This is a genomic window from Streptomyces hiroshimensis, from assembly GCF_014650335.1.
Taxonomy (GTDB): domain Bacteria; phylum Actinomycetota; class Actinomycetes; order Streptomycetales; family Streptomycetaceae; genus Streptomyces; species Streptomyces hiroshimensis.
The window spans coordinates 12986-38914 of record NZ_BMUT01000020.1 but is presented as its reverse complement, the minus strand read 5'-3'; the positions used below and the strand labels follow the sequence as shown (position 1 = coordinate 38914).

31 protein-coding genes and 1 pseudogene are annotated in these 25929 nt (G+C 72.2%); 15 read left to right on the top strand and 17 right to left on the bottom strand.

The window, feature by feature from the left end:
* Positions 1 to 229: 229 nt before the first annotated feature.
* Both IE241_RS31530 and IE241_RS31525 read left to right on the top strand, forming a co-directional pair.
* The gene (locus tag IE241_RS31530) at positions 230 to 1102 is read left to right on the top strand and encodes a metallophosphoesterase family protein (protein WP_190025289.1); all 873 of its coding nucleotides are present in this window, start codon (positions 230 to 232) and stop codon (positions 1100 to 1102) included.
* Entirely contained in the window at positions 1099 to 1890 is a 792-nt protein-coding gene (locus tag IE241_RS31525; protein ID WP_190025288.1) for a 4'-phosphopantetheinyl transferase family protein, read from the top strand. Before IE241_RS31530 ends, IE241_RS31525 begins: the two co-directional genes overlap by 4 nt.
* On the opposite strand, the gene IE241_RS31520 is transcribed toward IE241_RS31525, so the two are convergent.
* Complete coding sequence (locus IE241_RS31520) at positions 1862 to 2872, bottom strand: TauD/TfdA family dioxygenase (protein WP_190025287.1); 1011 nt, start codon at positions 2870 to 2872, stop codon at positions 1862 to 1864. The two genes, IE241_RS31525 and IE241_RS31520, sit on opposite strands and share 29 nt — an antisense overlap.
* A gap of 282 nt (positions 2873 to 3154) precedes the next feature.
* Here IE241_RS31520 and IE241_RS31515 point away from each other — a divergent pair, with 282 nt between their 5' ends.
* From IE241_RS31515 to IE241_RS31495, 5 genes are all read left to right on the top strand, one after another.
* Positions 3155 to 4702: an ABC transporter substrate-binding protein gene (locus IE241_RS31515; RefSeq protein ID WP_229900122.1), complete on the top strand. Its 1548-nt coding sequence runs from the start codon at positions 3155 to 3157 to the stop codon at positions 4700 to 4702.
* Between the two features lie 13 nt (positions 4703 to 4715).
* Positions 4716 to 5657: an ABC transporter permease gene (locus tag IE241_RS31510; protein ID WP_190025286.1), complete on the top strand. Its 942-nt coding sequence runs from the start codon at positions 4716 to 4718 to the stop codon at positions 5655 to 5657.
* Positions 5657 to 6499, top strand: a complete 843-nt coding sequence (locus tag IE241_RS31505; protein WP_190025285.1) for an ABC transporter permease — start codon at positions 5657 to 5659, stop codon at positions 6497 to 6499. Before IE241_RS31510 ends, IE241_RS31505 begins: the two co-directional genes overlap by 1 nt.
* The gene (locus IE241_RS31500; RefSeq protein ID WP_190025284.1) at positions 6496 to 8121 is read left to right on the top strand and encodes a dipeptide ABC transporter ATP-binding protein; all 1626 of its coding nucleotides are present in this window, start codon (positions 6496 to 6498) and stop codon (positions 8119 to 8121) included. Before IE241_RS31505 ends, IE241_RS31500 begins: the two co-directional genes overlap by 4 nt.
* A 229-nt stretch (positions 8122 to 8350) precedes the next feature.
* On the top strand, positions 8351 to 9235 hold the full coding sequence (locus IE241_RS31495; RefSeq protein ID WP_190025283.1) for a LysR family transcriptional regulator: 885 nt from the start codon (positions 8351 to 8353) through the stop codon (positions 9233 to 9235).
* Here IE241_RS31495 and IE241_RS31490 read toward each other — a convergent pair.
* The 4 genes from IE241_RS31490 to IE241_RS31475 are packed head-to-tail and all read right to left on the bottom strand — an operon-like array spanning position 9137 to position 12253.
* Entirely contained in the window at positions 9137 to 10294 is a 1158-nt protein-coding gene (locus IE241_RS31490) for a serine hydrolase domain-containing protein (protein ID WP_229900120.1), read from the bottom strand. The genes IE241_RS31495 and IE241_RS31490 overlap by 99 nt on opposite strands.
* Positions 10291 to 11208: a DUF6895 family protein gene (locus IE241_RS31485; RefSeq protein WP_190025282.1), complete on the bottom strand. Its 918-nt coding sequence runs from the start codon at positions 11206 to 11208 to the stop codon at positions 10291 to 10293. The genes IE241_RS31490 and IE241_RS31485 overlap by 4 nt, the downstream gene beginning before the upstream one ends.
* Positions 11205 to 12071: a hypothetical protein gene (locus IE241_RS31480; protein ID WP_190025281.1), complete on the bottom strand. Its 867-nt coding sequence runs from the start codon at positions 12069 to 12071 to the stop codon at positions 11205 to 11207. The genes IE241_RS31485 and IE241_RS31480 overlap by 4 nt, the downstream gene beginning before the upstream one ends.
* A complete protein-coding gene (locus IE241_RS31475) occupies positions 12068 to 12253 on the bottom strand; it encodes a hypothetical protein (protein WP_058045576.1) in 186 nt (61 codons plus the stop codon). Before IE241_RS31475 ends, IE241_RS31480 begins: the two co-directional genes overlap by 4 nt.
* A gap of 442 nt (positions 12254 to 12695) precedes the next feature.
* On the opposite strand from IE241_RS31475, the gene IE241_RS31470 reads away from it, so the two are divergent.
* Both IE241_RS31470 and IE241_RS31465 read left to right on the top strand, forming a co-directional pair.
* Positions 12696 to 14012, top strand: coding sequence for a cytochrome P450 (locus IE241_RS31470; protein WP_229900118.1), 1317 nt, complete (start codon positions 12696 to 12698; stop codon positions 14010 to 14012).
* A gap of 124 nt (positions 14013 to 14136) precedes the next feature.
* Positions 14137 to 15243, top strand: a complete 1107-nt coding sequence (locus IE241_RS31465) for a type III polyketide synthase (RefSeq protein WP_190025280.1) — start codon at positions 14137 to 14139, stop codon at positions 15241 to 15243.
* Between the two features lie 28 nt (positions 15244 to 15271).
* On the opposite strand, the gene IE241_RS31460 is transcribed toward IE241_RS31465, so the two are convergent.
* From IE241_RS31460 to IE241_RS31450, 3 genes are all read right to left on the bottom strand, one after another.
* Positions 15272 to 15727, bottom strand: coding sequence for a tellurite resistance TerB family protein (locus IE241_RS31460; RefSeq protein WP_190025279.1), 456 nt, complete (start codon positions 15725 to 15727; stop codon positions 15272 to 15274).
* A gap of 239 nt (positions 15728 to 15966) precedes the next feature.
* Positions 15967 to 16998 carry a rod shape-determining protein gene (locus tag IE241_RS31455; RefSeq protein ID WP_190025278.1) on the bottom strand — a complete coding sequence of 344 codons (1032 nt, stop codon included), beginning with the start codon at positions 16996 to 16998 and terminating at the stop codon, positions 15967 to 15969.
* A 189-nt stretch (positions 16999 to 17187) separates the two neighbouring features.
* Entirely contained in the window at positions 17188 to 18876 is a 1689-nt protein-coding gene (locus IE241_RS31450; RefSeq protein ID WP_190025277.1) for a bifunctional 3'-5' exonuclease/DNA polymerase, read from the bottom strand.
* A gap of 75 nt (positions 18877 to 18951) precedes the next feature.
* Between IE241_RS31450 and IE241_RS31445 the strand changes: the two genes are divergently transcribed.
* On the top strand, positions 18952 to 19278 hold the full coding sequence (locus tag IE241_RS31445) for a UBP-type zinc finger domain-containing protein (protein WP_190025276.1): 327 nt from the start codon (positions 18952 to 18954) through the stop codon (positions 19276 to 19278).
* Positions 19279 to 19284: 6 nt separating this feature from the next.
* On the opposite strand, the gene IE241_RS31440 is transcribed toward IE241_RS31445, so the two are convergent.
* A complete protein-coding gene (locus IE241_RS31440; protein WP_190025275.1) occupies positions 19285 to 19608 on the bottom strand; it encodes a hypothetical protein in 324 nt (107 codons plus the stop codon).
* A 169-nt stretch (positions 19609 to 19777) separates the two neighbouring features.
* Between IE241_RS31440 and IE241_RS31435 the strand changes: the two genes are divergently transcribed.
* Positions 19778 to 20014: a GntR family transcriptional regulator gene (locus tag IE241_RS31435; RefSeq protein WP_373300813.1), complete on the top strand. Its 237-nt coding sequence runs from the start codon at positions 19778 to 19780 to the stop codon at positions 20012 to 20014.
* A gap of 78 nt (positions 20015 to 20092) precedes the next feature.
* Positions 20093 to 20341, top strand: a complete 249-nt coding sequence (locus tag IE241_RS31430) for a hypothetical protein (protein WP_190025273.1) — start codon at positions 20093 to 20095, stop codon at positions 20339 to 20341.
* Positions 20342 to 20379: 38 nt separating this feature from the next.
* Here IE241_RS31430 and IE241_RS31425 read toward each other — a convergent pair whose 3' ends face one another.
* Positions 20380 to 21051, bottom strand: a complete 672-nt coding sequence (locus tag IE241_RS31425) for a class I SAM-dependent methyltransferase (protein WP_190025272.1) — start codon at positions 21049 to 21051, stop codon at positions 20380 to 20382.
* A 146-nt stretch (positions 21052 to 21197) separates the two neighbouring features.
* On the opposite strand from IE241_RS31425, the pseudogene IE241_RS34505 reads away from it, so the two are divergent.
* Positions 21198 to 21488: pseudogene (locus tag IE241_RS34505) on the top strand (transcriptional regulator); the annotation flags it as partial.
* 15 nt (positions 21489 to 21503) lie between these two features.
* Here the strand turns inward: IE241_RS34505 and IE241_RS31415 are convergent.
* From IE241_RS31415 to IE241_RS31395, 5 genes are all read right to left on the bottom strand, one after another.
* The gene (locus IE241_RS31415) at positions 21504 to 22145 is read right to left on the bottom strand and encodes a TetR family transcriptional regulator (protein WP_190025326.1); all 642 of its coding nucleotides are present in this window, start codon (positions 22143 to 22145) and stop codon (positions 21504 to 21506) included.
* Between the two features lie 82 nt (positions 22146 to 22227).
* Positions 22228 to 22668 (bottom strand): hypothetical protein, encoded by a 441-nt coding sequence (locus IE241_RS31410; protein WP_190025270.1) that lies wholly within the window; start codon positions 22666 to 22668, stop codon positions 22228 to 22230.
* The gene (locus IE241_RS31405) at positions 22655 to 23164 is read right to left on the bottom strand and encodes a thiol-disulfide oxidoreductase DCC family protein (RefSeq protein WP_373300811.1); all 510 of its coding nucleotides are present in this window, start codon (positions 23162 to 23164) and stop codon (positions 22655 to 22657) included. The genes IE241_RS31410 and IE241_RS31405 overlap by 14 nt, the downstream gene beginning before the upstream one ends.
* Before the next feature lie 14 nt (positions 23165 to 23178).
* Positions 23179 to 23607, bottom strand: coding sequence for a hypothetical protein (locus IE241_RS31400; RefSeq protein ID WP_190025268.1), 429 nt, complete (start codon positions 23605 to 23607; stop codon positions 23179 to 23181).
* Between the two features lie 91 nt (positions 23608 to 23698).
* On the bottom strand, positions 23699 to 24352 hold the full coding sequence (locus IE241_RS31395; RefSeq protein ID WP_229900116.1) for a TetR/AcrR family transcriptional regulator: 654 nt from the start codon (positions 24350 to 24352) through the stop codon (positions 23699 to 23701).
* A 99-nt stretch (positions 24353 to 24451) separates the two neighbouring features.
* On the opposite strand from IE241_RS31395, the gene IE241_RS31390 reads away from it, so the two are divergent.
* Both IE241_RS31390 and IE241_RS31385 read left to right on the top strand, forming a co-directional pair.
* The gene (locus IE241_RS31390; RefSeq protein WP_190025267.1) at positions 24452 to 24829 is read left to right on the top strand and encodes a VOC family protein; all 378 of its coding nucleotides are present in this window, start codon (positions 24452 to 24454) and stop codon (positions 24827 to 24829) included.
* A 132-nt stretch (positions 24830 to 24961) separates the two neighbouring features.
* Positions 24962 to 25225, top strand: coding sequence for a lasso peptide biosynthesis PqqD family chaperone (locus IE241_RS31385; protein WP_190025266.1), 264 nt, complete (start codon positions 24962 to 24964; stop codon positions 25223 to 25225).
* Between the two features lie 97 nt (positions 25226 to 25322).
* Here the strand turns inward: IE241_RS31385 and rpsN are convergent, their stop codons facing one another.
* Positions 25323 to 25628, bottom strand: a complete 306-nt coding sequence (gene rpsN / locus IE241_RS31380) for a 30S ribosomal protein S14 (protein ID WP_190025265.1) — start codon at positions 25626 to 25628, stop codon at positions 25323 to 25325.
* Entirely contained in the window at positions 25628 to 25864 is a 237-nt protein-coding gene (rpmB, locus tag IE241_RS31375; protein WP_190025264.1) for a 50S ribosomal protein L28, read from the bottom strand. The genes rpsN and rpmB overlap by 1 nt, the downstream gene beginning before the upstream one ends.
* Between the last annotated feature and the right edge of the window lie 65 nt (positions 25865 to 25929).

The window sequence follows — 25929 nt, the reverse complement described above, 5'->3', positions numbered from 1 at the left end:
TACGTCGGGAGGTCCTAGAGGAGGCCCTAGAGGAAGCCCTGGAGGAGGGCCCTGGAGACAGGCTCGTGGCCGGTAGGGGTTCCTTCGGGCACCCTGGGCGTATTAGGTTCCCTTGTAGGGCGCAGACATACGTCGTGCCGGCTCGAAGTGCGCCGGAACACAGGGGTGTTCCGGTTCGGACAGAGGATTCATCGAGAAGGACTCGAGAAGGACTCGAGAAGGACACACAGTGCCCAACGGAAAACTGCTGGCCGTCAGCGATCTGCACGTCGCCTACAAAGAGAATCGCGCGCTCGTCGAAACGCTCCGGCCCGAGAGCGACGACGACTGGCTCATTGTCGCGGGCGATGTCGGCGAGCAGTACGCGGACATCGAATGGACGCTGCGCCTGCTCGCCGAGCGATTCGCCAAAGTGGTCTGGGCGCCCGGCAATCACGAGCTGTGGACCCACCCGCAGGACCCTGTCGACCTGCGTGGCGAGACGCGATATCTGCACCTGGTGGAGCTGTGCCGCAGCCTCGGCGTCGCCACCCCCGAGGATCCCTACCCCGTGTGGCAGGGCGAGGGCGGCCCGGTCGCCGTGGCCCCGCTCTTCGTGCTCTACGACTACACCTTCCGCGTGCCCGGCGCGCACACCAAGGAGGAGTCGCTCCGCCGCGCCTACGACGCCGGAGTCGTCTGCGCCGACGAGCACTTCCTGCACCACGAGCCCTACTCCGGCCGCGATACGTGGTGCCACGCGCGCGTGCAGTACACCGAGCGCCGCCTGGCCGCCGTCGACCCCGCGCACCGCACCGTCCTGGTCAACCACTTCCCGCTGGTGCGCGAGCCCACCAGGATCCTGCGCTACCCGGATTTCGCGCAGTGGTGCGGCACCGAGCTGACCGCGGACTGGCACCTTCGCTTCCGGGCCGCGGCCGCCGTCTACGGCCACCTCCACATCCCCCGCGTCACCTGGCACGACGGGGTGCGGTTCGAGGAGGTCTCCATCGGCTATCCGCGCGAGTGGCGCCCGCGCCCGCCCCGTAAGCCCCTGCGGCAGATCCTGCCCCGGCCGGCCGACGAGAGGGTGGGGGACGGCGCGAAGGGGTTCTGGGAATGATCGAGCAGATTCTGCCGGTGGAGGCCGTCGCGGAGGAGAGCTTCGCCCTTCCGCCGCAGCAGTCCTCCTCGCGCGGCGTCCTCCCCGGGGAACTCGGCCTCTATCCCGAGGAAGCGGCCGTCGTCGCCCGCGCCGTGCCCAAGCGGCAGCAGGAGTTCGCGGCCGTACGGGCCTGTGCGCGCAGGGCGCTGGGGCGGCTCGGGCTCCCGCCGATGCCCCTCGTCCCGAACCGGCGCGGCGCCCCGCAGTGGCCCGACGGCGTGGTCGGCAGCATGACGCACTGCGACGGCTTCCAGGCGGCCGTCGTGGCCCGGGCGGACACCCTGGCCTCGGTGGGCATCGACGCCGAGCCGAACGGGCCGCTCCCGGAGGGCGTCCTCGGCGTCATCGCGCTGCCGTCCGAGCGCGCGGCCGTCCAGCGGCTCGCCGCGGAGCGGCCCGGCGTGCACTGGGACAGGCTGCTGTTCAGCGCCAAGGAGAGCGTCTTCAAGACGTGGTATCCGCTGACCGGGCAGGAGCTGGACTTCGTGGAGGCGGAGCTGGAGATCGACCCCGGCGCCCGCACCTTCTCGGCCCGGCTCCTCGTGCCCGGTCCCGTCGTGGGCGGCGTCCGGCTGGGCGGTTTCACCGGCCGGTGGGCCGCGGGCGGCGGCTTCGTGCTCACCGCCGTCGCCCTGCCCGCCCCCGCCCCCGCCGGGACCACGCCGGCGGCACCCGTCAGCGAGTCCACGGCACCGGTCAGCGAGTCCACGGCGCCGGTCAGCGAGTCCGCGGCATCCCGTGCCTGAAGGCCGCGAAGCCTTCCGGCAGGTCCCGCGCGTGCCGGGTGTTGAGCCACAGGCGCAGCAGGTCGCGGCGCCGGCCCGGCTCGTCCCGGAAGGCGGAGCGGCCGTGGACGACGACGTTGTTGTTCAGCAGCTGGAGATCACCTGCGCGCAGGGTCATCTCGACGCGGTACTCGTCCATGCCCGCGATGTCCTGGAAGACCCGTAGCGCGTGCCGCTCGATCCCGCTCAGCGGAATTCCCGACTTCGGTACCGCGGAGTCGATGTAGTGCGTCATATAGAAGCGGCAGCTCAACTGCCCGTTGAAATAGCCGTACACGGAGTTCCGGTAGTACGGGAGTTCGCCGGAGCCCTCTTCCGCGCGCCGGTCGTAGACGAATCCCCGGTAGTACAGGCCGAGCAGTTCCCGGTGGTGTGCGAGGAGGTGATTGTGGACGGTCATGGAGCTGCTGAGGGTGCTGACGCCGCCCTCGCCCGCCTGGCGCAGGCACAGCAGGCCCACGATGTCGGAGCTGTCGGTGTGGAAGGGCAGCTCGGAGCGGGTCCGGTAGGCGCGGGTGGCGGATTCGGTGACCTCCCCCTCCCCGTAGTCCCTGACGTGCGCGATCAATTCGCCCGCGGCGTTCTGGGAGACGGGGGTGCCGAGGTGGAGTGCGATGCCCCAGTACGCCAGCCGGGCCTCTTCCAGGGTCCAGCGCTCCACCGGGAGGCCGCGCAGGAGCGTGAATCCGCGCCCGAACTCCAGCTCCTGGACGGCGGCTTCGAATGTCTTGCCGAGGACGGGCAGCGGAAAGTCCGTGACGGTGAGCCGTTCGAGCGGGATTCCGCGCGCTTTCGCCGCCGCGAGCGCCGTTTCCAGGTCGCCGATTTCCTCGGGCGTGAGGGTGACCACCCAGTCGCTTTCGCCGGTGAAGTCGGCGGCCGTCCATGCGGACGGCCCGGTGACGGGCTCGGTGAGGACGGCGTCGGCGGACGGTGCAGGCATACGGACTCCACTCGGGATTCGCTGAGCATGCGGCAGTTGCGCGGCACATCGATCATGATTCGAAGTCGGCGCACGGTCAATGGAGTTGGTGGCGGTGCGACGGCAGAGGCGGAGTGTCGTGATTGTGCGTGAACTCGATCACCTTCGCTCCCGCTTCCATGGTGTGGAACACGCGCCGGTGGTTAGTTTCCGGGAGGACACGGCGACACGGGGAAGCAGCGGCAGGCGCGACGACAGACGCGACGACAGACGCGACGACAGACGCAGAGACACGGAGACACAGTGGCCAAGTCAACCGCCCGGTCAGGGGCAGCGCTGCGACGTACCGCCCGCGTGACCGGCTGTGCCCTCTTAGCAGGCACCCTGGCGGCCGCGTGCGGCTCCGGCGGCGGATCGGGTTCCGGCTCCGGTTCCGGCTCCGCGGATTCCCTCTCCATCGGCCTCATCGCCGAGCCCGCCAGCCTCGACTTCACCACCACCGACGGCGCGGCCGTCCCGCAGGCCACGCTGGGCAGCATCTACGAGGGCCTGGTCCGGGTGGACCAGCAGGGCAGGATCCAGCCCCTGCTCGCCGAGCGCTACGAGCGCTCCGACGACGGCCGTACGTACACCTTCCACCTCCGCAAGGGCGTGAAGTTCACCAGCGGCGCCGAGTTCACCGCCGACGACGCGGTCTTCTCCATCGACCGGGTGAAGAAGGACTGGAAGCTGAAGACGGCCCGCCAGATGGACGTCGTCGAGAAGGCGGAGAAGACCGGCGACCACAGGGTCAAGGTCACGCTGAACCACGCGAGCAACGGCTGGCTCTACGCCATGACCACGCGCATCGGCGCCATGTTCAGCCGCACCGGCGTGACCGACCTCGCCAACCACCCGGTCGGGACAGGCCCCTTCAAGCTGGCCGAGCGCCGCCGCGGCGACCGCATCGTCCTCGACCGCAACGGCTCCTACTGGGGCGGCAAGCCGGAGCTCGGCAAGGTCACGCTGAAGTACTTCAAGGACGCCGGGGCGATGAACAACGCCCTGCTGACCAAGGGCATCGACGTCGTCGGCACGGTCCAGGCCCCGGAGTCGCTGTCGCGCTTCTCCGACAAGAACCGCTTCCGGACCATCGAGGGATCCTCCACCGGCGAGGTCGTCCTGTCGATGAACAACTCCCGCGAGCCCTTCAAGGACAAGCGGGTGCGCCAGGCCGTGCGCCACGCCATCGACCACAAGGCGCTCGTGGAGACCTCCCGCGCCGGGCACGGCAAGCTCATCGGCACGATGGCCAGCCCCACCGACCCCTGGTACGAGGACCTGACCGGCAGCTATCCGTACGACCCCGCCAAGGCGCGGCAGCTGCTGAAGGACGCGGGCGCCGAGGGCCGGACCGTGAAGTTCCGGGTGCCCAACATGCCGTACGCGATGTCCGCCGCGCAGGTCGTGAAGTCCCAGCTCGACCAGGTCGGGCTCAAGGCGGAGATCGAGCCCCTCGAATTCCCGGCCCGCTGGCTGTCCGAGGTCTACAACAAGGCCGACTACGACCTCTCCGTCATCGCCCACACCGAGCCGCGCGACCTGTGGACGTTCGCCGACCCGGGCTACTACTTCCGCTACGACAACCCGGCCTATGCCAAGCTCCTCAAGGACGCCGACTCCGGCCGCCCCGAGGACGAGGCCGCCCGCTACCGCGAGGCCGCCCGCCTGCTCTCCGACGACGCCGCGGCCGACTGGCTCTACCTGATGCCCAACCTGATGGTGGCCGACAAGGACGTCACCGGCCTGCCCGTCAACCAGGTCGGCGAGGGCCTCGACCTCGCGGGCATCCGCTGGGCGAAGAAGAAGTAGGAGCGGCCCCGGCATGCGGGTGTTCCTGCGCAGGACGGCGTCGCTGCTGGTCAGCGCCGTGATCGCCAGCTTCGTCGTGTTCGCGTTCCTCTCCGTCCTGCCCGGCGACCCGGCCGAGGTCGTCCTCGGGACGAACGCCGGCCAGGCGGAGCTGGCGTCCCTGCGGCACTCCTTCGGCACCGACCGCCCGCTCGTCGTCCAGTACGCCGACTGGGCACAGGGTCTGCTGCACGGCGACTTCGGCACCTCGTACATCAGCCACGACCCCATCGGCCCCCGGATCGCCGACCGCTTCGGCGTCACCTGCTGGCTGGCGCTCGGCGGCATGCTCGTGGCGCTCCTCTTCGCGCTGCCCACGGGCGTGCTGGCCGCCGCCTGGCACCGCAGGCCGGCAGGCGCGGTGCTGTCCGCGCTCAGCCAGGCGGGCATCGCGGTCCCCGCCTTCCTCGCGGGCATCCTGCTCGTCTACGTCTTCGCCGTCCGGGCCGGGGCGCTGCCGGCCGGCGGCTACACCCCGCTCGCCGAGGACCCCGCCACCTGGGCCCGGCAGCTCGTCCTGCCGTGCCTGTCCCTCGGCCTCGTACAGGGCGCGGTGCTCACCCGCTACGTGCGCTCAGCCGTCCTCACCGTCCTGCACCAGGACTTCCTGCGCACGGCGCGGGCCAAGGGACGCCGGCGCCGGGGCGCGCTGTGGCGGCACGGACTGCCCAATGCGGCGGTGCCCGTCCTGACCGTCCTCGGGCTTCAGCTGTCCACCGTCCTCGTCGGTGCCGTCGTGGTCGAGCGGGTCTTCGTGATCCCGGGGCTGGGCGATCTCCTGCTGCAGTCGGTCGCCGACCGCGACCTGCTGGTCGTCCAGGGCGTGGTGATCGTCCTGGTCGTGGCCGTGCTCGTGCTCAACGTCGTCACCGACCTGCTCTACCACCTGGTCGACCCACGCCTGCGGAGCCGCTGATGAAGGCCAGGAGCCTCCTCGGGCGGCTCGCCCGCCGTCCCGCCCTCACCGCCGGCGGAATTCTCGTCACTCTCATCCTGGCGCTCGCCCTCCTGTCCCTCCTGTGGACGCCCTACGACCCCACGCATGTGGAAGCGGCGCAGCGCCTGCTGCCGCCCGGCGGGGAGCACCTGCTGGGCACCGACCAGTTCGGGCGCGACGTCGTCAGCCGGCTGATGACCGGTGCCCGTACGACCGTCTTCGTCGGCGTCGTCGCGGTCGGCTTCGCCGTCGCCATCGGAGTACCGATGGGGGTCGCCGCGGGCATGTCGGGCGGCCCGCTCAGCGCGCTGCTGATGAGAGTGAGCGATTTTCTGCTGGCCTTCCCCGCCCTCCTGCTCGCCATCATGCTGGCGGCGGTCTACGGCACGAGCACCCTCACCGCCATGGTGGCCATCGGCATCGCCTCCGCCCCCGGCTTCGCGCGCGTGGCCCGCGCCGCCACGCTGCGCGTCATGGCCGCGGAGTACGTCGACGCCGCCCGGCTCGCCCGCCGCACGCGCGCGGCCATCGCCGTGCGGCACGTCCTGCCGAACATCCGGGACGTCGTCATCGTCCAGGCGTCGGTGGCCTTCGCGACCGCCGTGCTGGCCGAGGCCGCGCTGTCCTACCTCGGGCTCGGCACCCCGCCGCCCACGCCGTCCTGGGGCCGCATGCTGCTCGACTCGCAGGAGCTCCTCTTCGACAAGCCGGAGCTGTGCCTGTGGCCCGGCCTCGCCGTCGCGGCCGCCGTCCTCGGCCTCAACCTCCTCGGCGACGGCCTGCGGGACCGCTTCGACCCCACGCTGGAAGGTGTCCGGTGAGCAGCAGGCTGCTGGAGGTCGACGGCCTCACCGTCGACGCGGGCGACCGGCCGCTCGTGCGGGGTGTCGGCTTCACCGTCGACCGGGGCGAGCGCGTCGGCATCATCGGCGAGTCCGGCTCGGGCAAGACCCTCACGGCCCTCGCCCTGCTGGGCCTCCTGGGCGAGGGGCTGCGGGCCGGGGGCAGCGCGCGCCTCGACGGCGTCCCGTTCGACCTGCTGGGCGCCACGGACCGCGAGCTGTCGGCCGTACGCGGGCGGCTCGCCGGCATGGTGTTCCAGGAGCCGATGACGGCCCTCAACCCCGTGATGAAGGTGGGCCCCCAGGTCGCCGAGGCGCTGCGGCTGCACGGCGCCCGGAGCGAACGCCCCGGCCGGGCCGCCGCCCTCGCCACCGCGGTGGACCTCCTGGACCGGCTGCGGCTGCCCGACCCCGCCCGGGCCGCCCGCGCCTACCCCCACCAGCTCTCCGGCGGCCAGCGCCAGCGCGCCGTCCTCGGCGGCGCCCTCGCGACCGACCCCGCCCTGCTGATCTGCGACGAGCCGACCACCGCCCTGGACGTCACGGTGCAGAAGGAGATCGTCGACCTTGTCACGGGCGTGTCCGACGAGCGCGGCACGGCGGTGCTCTACATCAGCCACGATCTCGCGCTCGTCGCGTCCGTGTGCCACCGCGTGCTGGTGATGTACGAGGGGGAGATCGTCGAGAGCGGGCCGGTGGAGCAGGTGCTGCGCCGCCCGGAGCACCCGTACACCCGGGCCCTGCTGAAGGCCTCCGACCTGACGGTCCCGGCCTCGCGTCCGGCAGTCCCGGCCTCGCGTCCCCCGGCCCCGGCCGAGCCGAGGACGCTGCTCAAGGCCCGTGGCCTGACCCGCCGTTACGCCCGCCCCCGCCGCGCCCTCTTCGCGCCGCGCACGCACTTCACGGCGCTGGAGGGCCTGGACCTGGACCTGCGCGCGGGCGGGCGCGTCGGCGTGGTGGGCGAGTCCGGATCGGGGAAGACCACGCTGCTGCGGCTGCTGTCGGGCCTGGACCGGCCGACGTCGGGGACGGTCGACGGGCCGGGGGTGGCGGGAGGGGCGGGCGGCCCGGGGGCAGCCGGAAAGGTGGCCGGCCACGGACTTCAAGTGGTCTTCCAGGACCCCATGGGCTCGCTCGACCCCCGCATGCGCGTACGGGACATCATCGCCGAGCCGCTCCCGGACCGCCGCTCGCCCGCGGCCACGGCGCGCGTGGCCGAGCTCCTCGCCGACGTGGGCCTGCCCGCGGAGGCGGCCGACCGCTATCCGCACCAGTTCTCCGGAGGGCAGCGGCAGCGCATCGCCATCGCCCGGGCCCTGGCGCCCCGCCCGTCCGTCCTCCTCGCCGACGAGCCGGTCAGCGCGCTGGACGTCTCCGTCCGGGCGCAGATCCTCGACGTCCTGAGCAAGGTCACGGCCGAGCGGGAGATGGCCCTGTGCATCGTCACCCACGACCTCGGCGTGGTGCGCTATCTGTGCGACGAGGTGGTGGTGATGAAGGAAGGGCGCGTCGTGGAGAGGGGGCCCGTCGAGCGCGTATGGGAGGCGCCCGGACACCCGTACACGCGGCAGCTGCTGGAGGCCGTACCGGTGCTGCACTGACGCGCACGCAGGGGCAGCCGGTGGATACCGAGGGCTGGTCGACACCTGTCCGCAGCGACGCCTCGGCCCGTTGCCGTGCATGCGCAGCAACGGAGCACTGTGTGCTGCGGTGTGCAGCCGCGGACAGGTTGCCGCCGTTTTTCAGATAGATCATGGCGGGCCCCATAAGCCAAGTCAATCCTATGACTTGACTCGATCCACCCAAGCTTGAGCTTGTATCGTGGCGGGCGTGACGCTAGATGACCTGAAGGTGTTCGTCATGGTGTGCGAGGCCCGCAACCTCAGTGCCGTGGCCCGCGAGATGAACTGCAGTCAGTCGGCCGTCAGCCAGCACGTGCGGCGCCTGGAGAAGGAGGTCGGGCTGTCGCTGATGGAGCGGCAGCCGCGGGGGGTGGTGCCCACCGCGGCCGGGCGGATCCTCCAGCGGGCCGCCTCCGACGGGCTCACCGCCCTCGGCGAGGGCCTGCGGACCCTGGAGGAGCTGCGCACCGGCCGGGGCGGTGGCGTCGTCATCGCCACCGGCGCCACCACCATCCGGCACCTCATGGGCGCGGCCATCGAGGAGTACAGCAGGCGATTCCCCGGCGTCGGCCTGGAGTTCCACACCGAGCGCTCCAGCCACCGCTGCATCGACGCCCTCCGGTCGGGAGCGGTGGACCTCGCCTGGGTGACGGTCTCCGCCGACGCGGAGGGCGTCGAACTGCGGCCGGTCATCAGCCTGGAGTGGGTGCTGGCCGTCCACCCCGACGATCCCCTCGCGGCCGAGAGCGCGCTCGGGGCGGCGGACCTCGCCCGTACGCACCTCATCCGCCCGCCCTCCGGGACGAGCTCCGGCCGCCAGGTGGACGACGCGCTCGGCCCCGGCCTCTCCTCGCGTGCCACCACCCGCGCCACGGACTGGGACACCGCGCTGCTGCTGGCCGAGCTGGGCCTGGGGCACGCGCTGATCCCGGCCATGCCGGGGCTGGTCAGCCCGTCCGGCGCGGCCCGGCTGATACCCGTCACCGGCATCCCGTCACTCGATGTGGGCTGGGCCGCCCGGCAGTGGTCGGCCCTCGCGCCCGCCGCCCAGGAGTTCGCGGCCACCGTCACCCGGCACGTCGCGGGCGGCTGACCGCCGGTCCTTCCGGTCCAGGCCGCACAGCGCCGTGTACGAGGCCTGGACGAAGGGCGCCGCCGGGGTCGGCGCGGCATTGGCGAGCGCCACCAGGGCGGCGCCCGGCCCGGGCAGGAAGCCGGCGAAGGCGGTACAGCCGCGCGTGCCTCCGGAGTGGTGCAGCAGCGGGCCGCCGGGCCGCACCCGCAGGTTCCACACGAGGCAGATGCGGCGTCCCGTACGGGGCAGCGCCAGCCGGGGGCGCTGCACCTCCGTGAGGGCCACCCGCAGGCTCGGCGGCGCGGCGGCCTCCGGTGCGAGCAGCGCCGCCATGCAGCGCAGCAGGTCCCGTGCGCTGGAGCGCAGCGCGCCCGCGGCGGGCAGCCCGGGGACGAGCCAGGGCGGCCGGGGACGGCCGTGCCAGTGCCCGGGGACCTGGGGGCGGGTGGGGTCGCAGTCGGTGTCGGCCAGGCCGAGCGGTTGCAGGACGCGTTCGCCGAGCAGCGCCGGATAGTCGCCGGGCCCGCCGCCGGCCGCGCGCGCCAGGGCGAGGCCGAGCAGCGCCACGCCGTAGTTGGAGTAGCGCACGTGAGTGCCGGGGCGGTGGTGCAGCCGGGTGCGGGGGAGCGCGGCCAGCAGGTCGTCCGTGGTGAAGGCGGCGTACGGGTTGCGGAACCAGCCCGTGCGGGCCGAGCGGGCGAGCAGCCCGGGCGGCAGGCGCGGCAGGCCCGCGGTGTGCGTGGCGAGGTGGAGGAGTGTGACGGGCGGGCCCGGGATGCGCCGGGCGCCGGGCGGCAGATAGCGGTCGAGGGGGTCGTCGTAGCGGACCTCGCCGCGGGCGGCGAGCTCGGCGAGCAGCAGCGCGGTGAAGGTCTTGGTGAGCGAGCCGGTCTCGAAGCGGGTGTTCTCCTCGGCCGGCCCGCGGCACACCACGATGCGCTCGTCGCCGCGCACGGCGGCGACGGCGACGGCGCTCGCGCCCCGGGCCGCGTCGGCCAGGGGCAGGAGCAGGGCGTTCAGCGGAGTGCCGGGGTCGTTCGCGCCGTCCGGGGCGGTCTGCCGTACGGATGCGGTCACTGCGCTCGCGCCGCCCTGGCCAGGGCGATGGAGCCCGCCACGGCGGCCACGACGGTCGTGTGCTGGTGTTCCTTGAATCTGCGGGCGGGGTCGTCGTCGACCGGGTCGCCGTCGCAGGGCACCAGGCCGTCCTCGTGCTGCAGGGCGGCCATCGCCTCCCAGTCGTCCGGGTTGCAGTAGGGCTCGGACAAGGAGGCGCCCACGATGAGGAGTTCCGCCACGAGGTCCCACTGCTGGACCTCGCGCCAGATGTCGATCCACACGGGCAGCCAGGTGCGGACGTACGAGGTGAGGGGGGCCGGCAGACCCTCGGGCCGGCCTCCCCAGTCGGTGAGGTGGAAGACCGTGTGGGTCATCGCGTAGGCGGTGATCCAGTTGATCGCCCACGGTTCGGGGGTGGCGCCCAGCCAGGTGGTGCGGGCGAGCGCGCCGAAGTCCTCGCCGTGGTCGAGCCCGGCGATGCGGGCGGCGTTGGCCACGGCCAGGCGGCGGTTGGGCAGCAGCTCGACGCTGTGCACCGAGCGCAGCCGTGCGCGGTGGGCCAGTAGCCGGTCCAGCTCCGCGTGGCGGTAGCCGCAGCGCACGAAGTGGGCGTACATCTCCAGCGGGTCGGTCATCAGGGTGTGGCGCAGCTGGCGTTCGTAGAGCATGTCGCCCTTGCGCAGCTGGAGCCAGGTGAAGTCCATCAGGCTCTGCGCGGCGGCCAGTTGGCCGGGCCCGGCCATGCCGTCGCGCAGGATGACGGAGGCGGCGAGGGTGCTCTCGCCCAGGGGTTTGTAGACGCCGTCGGGGTCGGTGAGCTCCTCGGTGGTGCCGGGTGGCAGGGCGCCGAGCGCGCGGTGGGCGTGCAGCCAGGACAGCGCGCGGTCGGCCATGGCGCGGGCGGCCGTCGCCACGGGGGCGGAAATGGTCATGCCTGCGCCTCCGTGGGCAGATGGGGGGTGGTCCCGGTGCCGGTGCCGGCACCGGCGCTGGTGTCGGAGTCGGCGCGGTTGTCGGGGTCGGTGCCGTTTCCGTTCGTGCTGCGGGCGTTCGTGCCGCGGGTGTTCGTGGTGCCGGCGTGTGTGCCGTCGCCCAGCAGGTGGGCGGCGACCGCCAGGTCGAGCGCCGTTCGCGGGCTCGCGCCGCCGAGCAGGCGCACGTGCTCGAGGACGGGTTCCGGATCCACGGGCAGGGCGATGCCGTCGTGCCGCAGCAGGGCGAGCCAGCGCAACAGGCGTACGGCGGTGGGGAAGTCGCGGCGCAGTACGGAACGGGTCAGCCCGCGGCTGAGCGGGAGGGCGGCGCCGCGGGCGGCGTCCCGTACGGGCCCGTCCAGGCAGGGGGTGGCGAGCGGCGCAAGCTGGGCCATGCGAACGGACCAGCGCTGCCAGTCGGTGGTGTCGGTCAGGTCGTCGCCGGCCTCGGGCGGGACGGTGGCCACGGGATTGCCCACGTAGCCGCGCGTACGGGCCAGCAGTTGTGCGGTCGCCCAGTCGCGCCAGGCGGCGGTCCGCTCGTCGGGGCGGGCGGAGGGGCCGCTGCCCGGTACGGGGAACTCCTCGAAGGCGCGGGCGACGGCGGCCGCGTCGGCGGCGTGGAAGGGGGCGCCCGTCAGGATGTGGGGGGTGAAGGTGTCGGCTCCGATCACCCGGACGGCAGCCAGGGCCGCGAGTGCGTCGGGCGAGCTGTCGAGGTGCGGGGCGACGAGCGCCGCGCCCCCCGCGCCCCGGAGGGCACGGAGGACGCGGGACGCGAGTTCGTCGGCCGCCGCGGCGTAGGCCGCACGGGAACTCACTTGCCCTTCGGCTCCTTCGGCTCCTTGGGCGACAGCAGGAGGAGGGCGAGCAGGAATCCTGCGGCCTCCGGCGCGGGGAGCGGAGCCCCGCTGACGGCTGCTTCCGGCTCCACCATCAGGGAGCCGATCGCGGCCGTCCCGGCCGGATTTGCAAGGGGTCGAAGGGTTTCTTGGGCGAGCATGTGCGCCTCCTTGAGGAGATGCGGGCGGAATTGTCATCACTTAATCAGTGATGTCTGATAAATCAGGCTAAGCATGATCTCCGGGTTCCGCAGCCCGGGACACGCCGAGGTCGGCATTGGGGCCTGCGTTGAGGGCCACGTTCGGGCCTCTGCCCGGACCTCCATCCGGGACTCCGCCCGGGTCCGCCCCGGAAGTCGGGGGCTTCTTGGGGGAGTCGGGGGCGCCAAGGAGGAGTCGGGGCGCGTGCAGGGGAGCCGGGGCGAAGCCTGGGGGAGTGGTGAGAAAGAAGGGAAAAGTGGGGGATGCGACGGGTGATTCTCCGAAATTTCCACCATTCGGGTGAACTGCGAAGGCTGGGGTGTGGCGGAGTCACTGGTGCGGCATGGTCTGAAAATAAGCTGGCACGCCACCCGGGCGGGGCCCTTGGGATGGGAGTCTTCGATGACCACCTCCGAGTCGGTGTGGACCTGTCCGTTCCGTCACGATGAGGCCCTGGAGTTCGACCCCTTCCTGGCCCGGCTGCGCAGCGAGCCGCCGATCACCCGCATCCCGATGCCCCGCGGGGACGGCGCAGGGGATGGCGCGGAGGACGGCCCGGGGGGCTCCGTAGCGTCCGGCTCCGCAGCGCCCGGCTCCGCAGGATCGGGCCCGGGCGGTCCGGACGGCACGGCCGCCGGCTCCGCCTGGCTCGTGACGCGTCACCGGCACGTCCGCGCGGTCACCGCCGACCGCCGCTTCAGCCGCGCCGCCCTCATCGGCCGCGACATCCCGCGCGTCACGCCCGACCTCGTCGACCACGCCGAATCGATCAACCTCATGGACCCCCCGGCCCACAGCCGTCTGCGCGGCCTCGTGGCCACGGCGTTCGGCGACCGCCAGGTCGAGGAGCTGCGCCCGCGCACGCAGCGCATGGTGGACGGCCTGCTCGACGCCATGGCCGACCACGGCTCCCCCGCCGACATCTCGGACTGGCTGGCCGCGCCCCTCCCGCTGAACACGGTCTTCGAGCTGCTCGACGTCCCCGAGCCGGATCGCGCCCCGCTGCGCCGCTGGGCGACGGCGATGATGGCCCCGGGCACTCCCGACGGCGCCGCGGCGGCCGAGGGGAAGGCCGGACTCCGCGCGTATTTCGCCGAGTTGACCGCCGCCCGCCGCCGCCACCCCGGCACCGACCTGCTCAGCGCCCTGGCCGCGGTGCGCGAGGACGGCGAGTTCCTGGACGCCCGCGAGGTCGCGGTGATGGGCATGCTCCTGCTCGTCACCGGCCACAACACCAGCGCCCACCAGATCAGCAACATCGTCTACACCCTGCTGACCCACCCGGAGCAGCTGGCCCGGCTGCGGGCCCGTCCCGAGTTGCTGCCGGCCGCCATCGAGGAGCTCCTGCGCTTCATCCCGTACCGGCAGGGGGTGGGCATCCCCCGTCAGGCCACGGAGGACGTGGAGCTGGACGGCGTCACCATCCGCGCGGGTGAGACCGTCCACGTCTCGTACCTCGCCGCCAACCGCGACGAGCTCGTCTACGACCGCCCCGACGAGCTGGACTTCGAGCGGCAGGGCGCGCCCGCCCACCTCACCTTCGGCCATGGCACGCACCACTGCCTCGGCGCCCAGCTGGCGCGGATGGAGCTCCAGGTCGCCATCGGCACGCTGCTCGCCCGTTTTCCCGAACTGCGTCTGGCCGTTCCGGCGGAGGAGGTGCGGTGGAACACCGGTTCGATCTGGCGCTTCCCCCTCGCCCTGCCCGTCGCCTGGTAGAGCGACCGGCGCAGCGCTCCGACGGGGCGCACGGGCCACCGCCCGCAGCGGGCGGCGGTCCCGGCGCCCGGTAAGTCCACCGGTCAGTCCCCTGGACCGGTAAGTCCCTGGTAAGGAGGCAGTCATGGCTACGCTCTGCCGACCGGCCATTGCCGTACCCGAGCACGTCATCACGATGGAGGAGACCCTGCAGCTGGCGCGCACCCTGCACGCCGACCACCCTCAGCTGCCGCTGGCGCTGCGCCTGATCGGCAATACCGGAGTGCAGACGCGGCACATCCTCCAGCCCATCGAGGACACCCTCAAGCACCCCGGCTTCACCTGGCGCAACAACCTCTACGAGACCGAGGCCAAGGCCCGCGTCCCCGCAGTCGTCCGGCGGGCCCTGGAGCACGCCGAGCTCACCCCGCGCGACATCGATCTGATCGTCTACGTCTCGTGCACCGGCTTCATGATGCCGTCCATGACCGCCTGGCTCATCAACACCATGGACTTCCCGGTCACGACCAGACAGCTGCCGATCGCCCAGCTCGGCTGCGCGGCGGGCGGCGCCGCCATCAACCGCGCGCACGACTTCTGCACCGCCTACCCCGGCGCCAACGCCCTCATCGTGGCCTGCGAGTTCTGCTCGCTGCTCTACCAGCCCACCGACCTCGGCGTCGGCAACCTCCTGTCCAACGGCCTCTTCGGCGACGCCCTGGCCGCGGCCGTGGTGCGCGGCGAGGGCGGTGAAGGCGTGCGTCTGGAGCGCAACGGCTCCCATCTCGTGCCGGACACCGAGGACTGGATCTCCTACGCGGTCCGCGACACCGGCTTCCACTTCCTGCTCGACAAGAGGGTCCCGGGCACGATGGCCATGCTGGCGCCCGCCATGCGCGACATGGCCGAGCCCCACGACTGGAACGTCTCCGAGCTCGACTTCTACATCGTCCACGCGGGCGGGCCGAGGATCCTCGACGACCTGTGCAAGTACCTCGACCTCGCGCCCGAGTGGTTCCGCTACAGCAGGGCCACGCTCACCGAGCGGGGCAACATCGCCAGCGCCGTCATCTTCGACGCGCTGGAGCGCCTGTGGGACGACGGCGGCGTGGCGCACGACGCCCGGGGCATCATCGCCGGCTTCGGCCCCGGCATCACCGCCGAGATCTCGCTGGGGACGTGGAGCAACGGGGCGGGCGGCGGCGCGAGGGAGGGGCAGGTGCCGAGCCGCCCGCTGCCGCAGCCGGCGTAAGGGCGCCGGCCTCCGTGGCCCGCCTCTGTCAGAGGTCGAATTCCGCCGGGTTGATGCCCAGCGCGAAGCACACCTCGCGGACGACGGCCTGCTCGGTCTTGTCGAAGTCGCCGTCGGCGCCGCCGATGACGATGCCGATCTGGATGACCGCACGGGCCTCGGTCGGCTTCTTGTGCACCTTGCCGATGGTCTGCATCACGCTGACCTTGCCGAAGTCGAAATCGACCGTGAGCTTCTGGCAGTAGTCGTTGAAACGGGCCTGCAGGTCGTCCGCGGGGAAGTTCTGCAGCACCTCGTTGGTGGCGATCAGCGAGGCGACGCGCTGCCGCTCCGAGGCGTCGATCGAGCCGTCGGCGGCGGCCACCAGGGCACACATGGCCATGCTCGCGTCACGGAACGCGCCGCTCTTCAGCTCGTTCTTCTTCGCCACCAGCTGACCCTGCATCGTCGTCGCGGAGTCCTTGAGCCGGTCCCAGAGCGCCATTTGCTGTTCTCCTCATACATAACGGGGGTGTACGGGGAGAACGGGGGAGGAGGGTGCGGAAGTTCCCAGAACGCCACAATGCGGCGCGGCGCGGCATCGCTACGTCACGAGGGCACGCGGCGCTACGTCACGAGGGCACGCGGCGCTACGTCACGAGGGCACGCGGCGCTACGTCACGAGGGCATGCGGCACGTCACGATGACGTGCGGCGCAGCGTCACGACGACATGCTGTGCAGCGTCACGACGACGCGAGCGGATCCAGGTGCAGCGGCTGCACCTTGCCCTCCATCATCGCGCCGAGCCCCAGCACCGAGCACACGTCGGGCTGGTCGGCGATGCGCACGGTCATCCCCGTCGCATCGGCGATCATCCGGTCCAGGCCCGGCAGCACCGCGCTGCCGCCCGCGAGCATCACGCCCCGCTCGACGAGGTCCGCCACGAGGTCGGGCGGGCAGGCGCGCAGCACCCGGCCGATCGCGTCCAGCACGGCCGTCAGGGGCATGTGCATGACCTCGCGCACTTCGGCGGTGTTCACCATGACCGTCCGGGACAGCCCCGTCGCCACGTCCCGGCCGCGCACCTCCGCGCTCTCCTCCATCGGATCCGCGCTCAGCGCGAGGTGCAGCGGGTGCAGTCCCTGCGTCGGCAGCATGAGCTCGTGGCGGCGGCGCAGGTGCTCGACGACCGCGTAGTCCATGGCGTCACCGCCGACCAGGACCTTCTCCGCCGCCACGATCGCCCCCAGGGACAACACCGCGACCTGTGTGGAGGCCGCCCCGCACACCACGATCATCGTCGCCTCGGGCAGTTCGACGGGCATCCCGCAGCCCACGGCGGCGGCGATGAGCGTGTCGACCAGCTCCACGCGGCGCGTCCCCAGGCCCATCAGCGTCTCCACGGCCGCGCGCCGCGCGAGCGGCTCGGCATCGTGCGGCAGGCACACGGCGGCACGCAGCATCGGCTTGCGCCGCCAGACCCGGCGCACCTTCTCGCCGACGAGGTGACGGAGCATGCGCTGGGCCATGTCGATGTCGACGACGGTGCCGCCGGAGATGGGCCGGACGACGGTGATGTGGTGGGGCGTACGGCCCGACATGCCCTCGGCGGCCCCGCCGACCGCGATCAGCGAGCCGGTCCTGGTGTTGATCGCGGCGGCGCTCGGCTCGTCCACGATCAGCCCGTTGTCGCGGAGGTAGACGCGTGTGCGGGCCGCCCCGAGGTCCACGGCGATGGTGCAGCGGCGCAGCTGCTCAAGGCTGAAGGACGTCATGACAGGGCCTCCCCTGGTCGGCGGTTCGGGATCCTGGTCGGGCCGCCGCCGGGCGCCCCTGCGGTCAGCGTGCGCGTCCGGAGGACGGTGTGCGCGCTGGAGTGGGCCGCATGGGGGACCCCGGACCGGCGTGCTGACGCGCTGTCAGGGCAGCGCCGCGGCGCCGGGCACCGGATTCGCGTCCTTTGCCTAGGCTGTTGCTTCGGCCTTCGCTTCGGCGTAGCACTCCACGACCGCCGTCGTGAACGGGAACAGCACGGGCGTCTCCCCGAAGACGACGCGCGCGGCCCGGGCGGAGGCGGTGCGGATGGCCTCGCGGACGACGGCCGCCTCGGCGTCGGGGCAGTGCACGATGACCTCGTCGTGCTGGAAGAAGACGAGCTCGGCGCGGAGCCCTGCGAGCTCCTGGCGCAGGGCCGCGAGCATCGCCAGGGCCCAGTCGGCGGCGCTGCCCTGCACGACGAAGTTCCGCGTGAAGCGGCCGCGGGCGCGACCGGCGGGGGTGCTGCCGTAGCCGTCCTGCTCGGCGGCCTGGGGGAGACCAGCTTCCTCGGGCAGAGCCGTGGAGGAGGGCGGGCAGGTGCGCCCGAGCCACGTCCGTACGAGGCGGCCTTCCTCGCCCGCGCGCGCCGCCTCGTCCACGAGGGCGACCGCGGCGGGGAAGCGGCGGCGCAGGTCCGCGAGGTGCTTCAGGCCGTCGCCGGAGGTCTGGCCGTAGATCGCGCCGAGCATCGCCATCTTGGCCCGCTCGCGGTCCCCGGCGAAGGCCCGGTCGGACAGCGCCGCGTACAGATCGCGCTCGCCGCCCGCCGCCTCCATCAGCCCCGGGTCGCGGGAGACGGCGGCCAGGATGCGCGGCTCCATCTGATCGGCGTCGGCGACCACCAGCCGCCAGCCGGGGTCGGCGACGACGGCCCGGCGCACGACGCGCGGGATCTGCAACGCGCCCCCGCCGTTGGTGGTCCAGCGGCCGGATACGGAGCCGCTCGGCACGTACTCGGCGCGGAAACGGCCTTCGCGCACCCACGTCTGCAGCCAGGAGCGGCCGTGGGCGGTGTGCAGCCGGTAGAGCTTCTTGTACTGCAGCAGGGGCTCGACGGCGGGGTGATCGATCGTCTTGAGCTCCCACGCGCGCGTGGAGGACAGGGGGATGCCCTGGCGGGCGAAGGCCCGGATGATGTCGGCGGGCAGGTCGGGGCGCACGCGCCCGCCCGCTTCGCCGAATGCGCTGGAGACGGCCTCCGCCAGCTCGGCCAGCCGCCGCGGCTCCAGCCCGCCGGGGAAGTGCTCGCCCAGCAGCTCATCCAGCAGGGCGCGGTGGACGTCGGCCCGCCAGGGCAGGCCGGCCCGGTGCATCTCGGCGGCGATCAGGGTGCCCGCGGACTCCAGGGCGAGGAGGAGCAGGATCCGCCCGGGGTGCTCGCCGGCCCCGGCCCGGGCGATCTGCGCGGCATGGACCTCGATGAGCGCCTCCAGCGGATCCGTGCCGGGCGGCAGCGGCACGGGGCCGGGCTCGAACAGCGACGGCTGCCCGCCGGCGGCCCGCGGCGGCGGATCGGCGGGCACGGGCAGGCCGCGCAGCCGCGCCCACGCCGCGGCGAGCGACCGGGGCTGCCCGGACTGCCCCTCCTCATGCCCGACGAGCAGGCTCTCGGCCGCCTCCACGTCGTAACACCGCTCGACGCGCAGCCCGGCTTCCAGCAGCTGCGGGTAATGGCGGGCGGTGGACCGCCACACCCACCGCTCGACGTGCGGATGCGACCGCACGGCCTCGGCCAGGCTGCCCGCGGACGCGACCGGCCCGGCGGGCCTCCCCAGGAGATCGACGGCGCGGAGACGGACACCCCCGTCGCCCGTCTCCGCCACCGCCAACCTCACGCGAACGATCCTGCCAGGGGGGTCTGACAATCGCCCTGACCTGCGGGATTGCGCGTGCCGGGCTACGTTGGGGACATGACTGGAACCTGGCAGGTGGCAGCGGACGTGGAGGGCCGCCCGACACAGCGGGACTGCGCCCACCTGGACGAGGCGGCCGCGGAGGTCACCCCCAGCACGACGGAAGGCTGCGAGGACTGCCTGCGCATCGGCAGCACCTGGGTGCACCTGCGCGAATGCCTCGTCTGCGGCCACGTCGCCTGCTGCGACAGCTCCCCGAACCGCCATGCGAGCGCACACGCGCGCGTGGAGGAAGGCCACGACCTCGCCCGGTCCTTCGAACCGGGCGAGGAATGGGCGTGGTGCTACGCCGACCAGCTGTTGCTGCTGCCGCGCACGGGCTGACGGGCGTCATTTCCCCCAGGTGCTGCGGTAATTGACCTCGCGCACTTTGGCGCGGAGCGCGTCGGCGTCGGTGGCGGCGTGCGGTTTGCCCGCACAGGTGCAGGCGCCCAGCGGGGAGGTGGGCCGGAGATCGATCCCGTGGGCGGTCGCCCAGACGTAGACCCCGCAGTGGGGCCGGAGGGGTTCGGGCCGGAGAGGCTCGGGGGTACGGGGCGCCGGGAGCGCTTTCGGAGGCACCTTCGGGGGCGGCGCGACGGGGGTTTCGGGCGCCGCGCGACGGCTGAAGAGAGCCCTCGTCCGGGCGAGCAGGCGGGAGATAGAGTCCTTCACGTCATCAGCTCCTGTCGTAGCTGGTGGCCATGCCCCCGGGCCGTTACCGCGGCCGCGGGGGTCTTGAGTGCGCCTACCCTAGAGCCCCCTGGAGTGCCCTGTCTACACCTAGCCGTCTAGAGTAGGCTCTATGTTCGGTTGCATACTGCTGTTTACAGTCAGCGGCGTGATGGAGTACGACCCGACGCGACCGAAGTGGATGCAGATCGCCGACGTGATTCGGCAGCGCATCGCCAGCGGTGAATATCCGCTCAACCACCTCATCTCCGAGGTGCGTATGGAGCAGGAATTCGATGTCGCGCGGACAACGGTCCGCAAGGTCACCGCCGCCCTCCGCGCCGAGGGCCTGATCGTCACTACCCCCGGCATGGGCTCGTTCGTCGCCGCCAAGTCTCCGAAGGCCTAGGCTCCCGCCGGTTCCTGACGGAGCGGCTGCGTGATCGTTTGCTTGTTAGGATCCGCAGACTGCGACGGAGGGGGCCCCATGGCTGACGGCTACAACGACATCAAGGCTGCGGCGAAAGACACCCAGAAGGACATCTGGAGCGCCTGGCTCTTCTGCGGGATCGTGGCGATCGCCGTCGCCTTCTTCACCGACGACGACTCGGTCACCGGCATGATCGCGGACTTCGTCGCCAAGTGGGGCTGGATACCTTCGACCCTCATCGCCTTGGTCGCATCCGGCCGGGCGAGCAGCCGGGCGGACGAGGCCCGCAAGCGGGCACTGCAGTAGAGCCTTGCCAGGGCCGAGTGACCGCCGGGGGCGGCTGCTCAGGCCACTTCGGCGCGTACGAGCAAGGTGCCCAGGGGCTCGTCTCCCGGAGGGGGCACGATGCAGGCGTCGACGTGGGCGAAACCGCTCCGCTTGAGCAGGTCGGCCCAGGCGGCGGGCGCGTACTGCCAGCGCAGCACTGTCAGCTCGCGCTCGCGGCCTTCGAGCCACTTCCCGTGCATCTGCTGAGCCCCATGCGTGCCGGGGCTTGGTTCTGCGTGGCTGAACACGACGACTCCGCCGGGTCCGAGGCGCTTGGCCACCAGCGGGAGGAGTTGCTCGGGGTCGGTGAACCAGACTGCTCCCCACATGGAGTAGATCGCGTCGTACTCGGTCGCCTCGGACATGAGGAAGCCGCACACGTCCGCGTGCACGAAGGTGACGCCCGGGACGTGTGACCACCAGCGGCGGGCACGGGCGATCTGGACCGCGGAGAAGTCGACACCGGTCACCTGTACGCCGCGGCGCGCGAGGTGAACGGCGTCGGCGCCTTCACCGGAGCCGAGTTCCAGGACGGTGCGCGGGGTGCCGAGGAGCTCCGGGCCGGGGCCGTGTCCGGGGAACTGCGTCCACTCGAACCGCTCGGCCGATGGGGCCGGCTGTTCGCCCTCCCCACGGTACGGCTTGTACAGGTCCCAGTATTCGGCCGGAGTGAGGGGCGGGCGGGGCATGAGGCTCCTCGGGGGAACGGTGGGGCCACGTGAGTCCGTCACCGTACCGCCGCCCGCGGTCGCGTCAGGCGGCCTTGACGGAACTCCGCCCGGTTGAGCCACAGGTGGGCCCGGGGGCGGCGGCCCGCACCGGCGACCGCGACCAGGCCCTCGGTGACGCCGGAACCGCCCTCCAAGCCGGGCGCACGCTGCACCCCGGGCAGTTCCCCACCGCAGAACGCCGGGCCCGCATGCATACCGATCTCGCCCGCGCCTGGTGGCAGTGGGGCAAACCCCAGCAGACCGCTGACGCCCTTCTGGAAGCCCTCCGCGTCTCCCCTGCCGAGGTACGCGACCGGCCTGCCATCCGCCGCGTAGCCGATGAGCTGATCAACCGGCGTCCGCATACCGCCGGCGCGCGGGAGCTCGCTTCCGCTATCGGGCTGCGTGCCCGGTAGCGGCCGGGACCGGTCTCAGGACTTGCGGGCGACCGCCGTCTGGGCCATGCCGGGGAGGAAGTCCGTGAAGAGCTCGTGGATTTCGAGGACGAGCGGGCGGAGTACGCGGAAGCGGGCCAGGGAGATGCCGCGTGTCGTCAGGCGGGCGCCGCGGTCGGCGAGGCGGCGGGTGCGTTCGCGGTCGGGGGAGCGGTCGAAGACCCAGTAGAGGACGAGGCCCATCTGGGAGAGCCACATCAGCTCGGGGAGGACGTCGGCGAGCTCGGCCGGGACCTTGGCCTTGGCGCCGGCGAGCACCTCGCGGTGGACGTCGATGGCGGCTTCGCGCGCGTGCTCGGACTCGGCCGAGAAGGGGCTCAGCGGGGAGTCCGGGTCGGCGGCGTTCTTGAAGAACTGGGCCGCGAACTCGTGGTACGGCGTGGCGATGTCCAGCCAGGCCTGCAGGACGCCGGAGAGCCGCGCCTCCAGATCGGTCTCCCGGTCCAGCACCTCGCGGACCGCGGCCTGGTGCTCGGAGGCGATCCGGTCGTAGAAGCCCTGGATCAGGTGTTCCTTGCCGGCGAAGTAGTAGTACGCGTTGCCGACGGAGACCCCGGCCTCCTTGGCGATGGCCCGCATGGTGGTCTTGTCGTAGCCGCTCTCCTGGAAGAGCCGCATCGCGGTCTCCAGGATCAGGGTGCGGGTCTGCTCGCTCTTCCCGGGCCGGGGCTCGTTCTCTGCTGCTGGCACGGTTCAGAGCCTAAGGGGTCCTCTTGAAGCGGAACTGGGTGGTGGTGTCCCGGGAGGGTCTGATGAAGAGGCCGTCGCGGGCGCCCTGGCCGGCGATCGACACTTCGAACGTCTCGCCGAGCGTGAGCCGGATCCGCTGGTGGCCGAGCCGGGGCTTTCTCTTCAGGTGCCAGGTTCCGGTGCCCGTGAACCGTTTGACCGGTCGCTCGTCGTCGTCCTCGGAGAAGGCGGTGGGGACGCCCACCGCGGTGAGCGTGCCGTCCTCGCGGAGGGTCAGCCGCGCGCCCTGGTAGGCGCGCCAGGAACCGACGAGTTCGCCGGGCTCCGCCGATCCGGCGGGCGGGGTCAGGAGGAGGACCAGGGCGGCCAGTGCGGCCACGGCGCCGAAGGCGGCGAGGCCGACGATCCGGGCGGGGCGGCCTGCGAGAGGCCGGGGGTCACGCGGGGGCACTGCCGGGCTCGCAGCCGCTGTCGCAGACCGAGGGGGTGGGGTACGTCCAGCCGTTCGTGCCGGGCGCGGGCGCAGGTACGGGCGCCGGCATGGGCGCGGGCTGGGGCTGCCAGTACGCCCCGCGGTACTTGGACGCGGCCAGGACGGCGTTACGGGCGAAGCGGAGGCCGGACGGCGTGCTCATGCGGTGCGAGAGCGGCCGGTACTCGGCCAGCGCCCACAGGCACACGACCCAGGCGGCGGCCCCGCGGTAGACCTGCCCGCCGTCGCCGACCACGGTGATCTCCTCGAACGTGGCCCCGTGGTCGAGCTCCGGGAAGCGCCGCCGGGCCTCGTCCGACCCGAGCGGCACCAGGTCGAGCGGCACGAGCTGACGCTGCCTCGCGAGCCAGTTGCGCACGAAGGTGCAGAGTGAGCACTGTGCGTCGTACAGCACGGTGAGCCGGCGGACCGGGACGCGCCGGGCGTCCCGGTCGACGGCGGTGGGCGTCGCCATCGGGGTCATCGGGCTCAGCGCCCGCCGGCCGGGGCGATCCACGGGCCCTGCTGCCCCGCGTAGCCCTGCGGAGGGACGGGCGGGACCTGCTCGCGGTCCAGGATGCCGCGACGGCGGAACTTGTTGAGGGCGTAGACGTTGCCGAGGTGCATGACGCCGAGCACCAGCAGGACGACGCCGAGCTTCTGCGACAGCGCCTCGAACACCCCGCGGGCGTCGGCGACGGTGCCGTCGTCCTGCAGGTACAGGGCGATGAACCCGAGGTTCACCAGGTAGAAGCCGACCACCAGCAGATGGTTCACCGCTTCCGCGAGCTTGTCGTTGCCGTGCAGCACATCGGCGAGGAAGACGCGCCCGTTGCGGCTCAGCGTGCGCGCGACCCAGACCGTGAGGCCCAGGCTGAGCAGCAGGTAGATGACGTATGCGACGACTGTGAGATCCACGTCCCCAGCCCTTCTTGAACGTGTTCAAAAGCTCTGATGGTCGTGACTGTAGACCTGTTTTTGAACACGTTCAAGCCGAGGGAATCCGTGCTCACCCCCTGCGGGCGTCCGGGTGGTCGCCCAGCGACGGGGCGAGCAGGTCGAAGACGTACGCGGCCTCCTTGGCGACGGTGCCGGCGATCCGGTCGGTCGATCGGCCCGCAAGTGTGAGTTCCTGAATGCGCTCGAAGAGCAGGCGCTGGGCGGCTGCGAGGAGGGTGGCGGCGGCCCGGGGCGCGATCCGCTCGCCTTCGCCCCTGGATCCGCCGGCGCCCTCGGCAAGCGCCTCGGCGAGGGCTTCCTCGCGCTGGTCGTGCAGTTCGCGCAGCCGAGCCGTGAGGGTGGGGCTTTCGCTGATCATGTGTGCGAACTCGTATCCGGCGAAGCCTGCGACAGGGCTGCGCTCCTCCACTGCGGTGAGGAAGTACCGCCGCAGCGCAGCGAGGGCCGATTCGCCCTCGGTCCGGTCCGCGACGGCGCGGGCCAGGCTCTCCACGAACGCCTCGTGGTGATCGAGGGCCAGGTCCTCCTTGCGCGGGAAGTAGTTGGTGACCGTCTTCTTCGCCACCCGGGCCGCTGCGGCGATCTCGGCGATCGTCGTCTGCTCGAAGCCCTGGGCGAGGAAGAGCCTGGTGGCGTGGTCGGAGATCAGCTGCCTGGTCTCCTGCTTCTTGGACTCGCGGAGTCCCATGGTCTCGGCGCTCATGGCGCAATCTTACTCTCGACGTAAAAATACTCTTGACGCAGAGCGTGCGCTGGATGCAAAGTTATGTCGGTCGTAAGTTTCTGCCCGAGAGGACTCCCCTTGCGCGTCTCCGTTTCCACCATCTCCCTGACCGTCGCCGACGAGCGCGCCTCGCGGGACTTCTTCCTCGCGCACTTCGGCTACCAAGTGGCCATGGAGGCCGACGGGTTCGTCTCGCTGACGCGCGACGACGCTGCCGTCGCCATCGTTCTGCTGCGCCGCGGCATCGAGGTGCTGCCGCCCGAGCGGCGTGACGAGTGCGCCGCCGGTCTGGCCGTGGTGTTCACCGTCACCGGCCTTGAGGCCGAGGAGAAGCGGCTGCGCGCCGAAGGCGCCGACATCACCATGCGCTTGCGCGAAGAGCCCTGGGGCGAGCGGCTGTTCCAGGTCACGGACCCGAACGGCATCGTGGTCCAGCTCGTCGAGTGGGTGGGCTGAGCTGGGCAGAGGCAGCAGCAGGCTTATCGTCACACTTGCCCCCTTGCCGTGTGAAAGGTTCGCCTGTCCGGCGTAACGGGCGAAGGCGTGGGTATTCCGGGGACGCCCTCACGCGACCACTGGAGGACCGCTGTGAACCTCACCCTGCGCCGGGACGTGTCCGCCACGGACACCGAGGACGGCATGGTGCTGCTGGACGAGCAGTCAGGCAGCTACTGGCAGCTCAACACCACCGCCGCACTCATCCTGCGCACCCTGCTCGACGGCACCCCGGAGCGGGCGGCGCAGCTGCTCACCGAGCGGTATCCGGCCCTCCCCGCGGAGCGGGCCGCCGCCGACGTGGCCACCCTCATCGGCTCGCTCTCCACGGCCCGCCTGGTGGTGACGGGCGCGTGACGGGCTGACCGGCGCCGAGGCCGGGCGGGCCCCCTCAAGCCTGCCCGGCCCCGTACCCCCGTGGGCTCGCCGGCCCCAACCGGCCGGCCCCCGGCGTCTACCAGCTCGACTTCCGCACCCCCGGCAGGTGCCCGGCGTGGGCCTCCTTGCGCAGGTTCACGCGCGACAGGCCGAACGTACGGAAGTAGCCGCGCGGCCGGCCGTCCGCGGAGTCGCGGTTGCGGATGCGCGTCGCGCTCGCGTCCCGCGGCTGGCGCCGCAGTTCGCGCTCCGCCGCCAGCCGCTCCTCCTCCGGCGTCTGCGGGTTGCGGATGACGGCCTTGAGGAGGGCGCGCCGCGCCGCGTAGCGGGCGACCGTCAGCCGCCGCTGCTCGTTCTTCGCGATCTTGCTCTTCTTCGCCATCAGACCTTCTCCCCGCGGGCCCGGATCCGGGCGACGGCCGCCTCGACGCCGATCGCGTCGACGGTCTTGATCCCCTTCGCGCTCAGCCGCAGCCGCACGTACCGCCCCTCGCCGGGGAGCCAGTAGCGCTTGGTCTGGATGTTGGGGTCGAAGCGCCGCGAAGTGCGGCGGTGGGAGTGGGAGATGGTGTTGCCGAACCCGGGCTTGCGGCCGGTCAGCTGGCAGTGCGCCGACAAGGGTCAGACCTCCTGGGAGGGCTCCGGAAGAGCCTTAATGAAAATGGGAACCATTTCTGTATAGT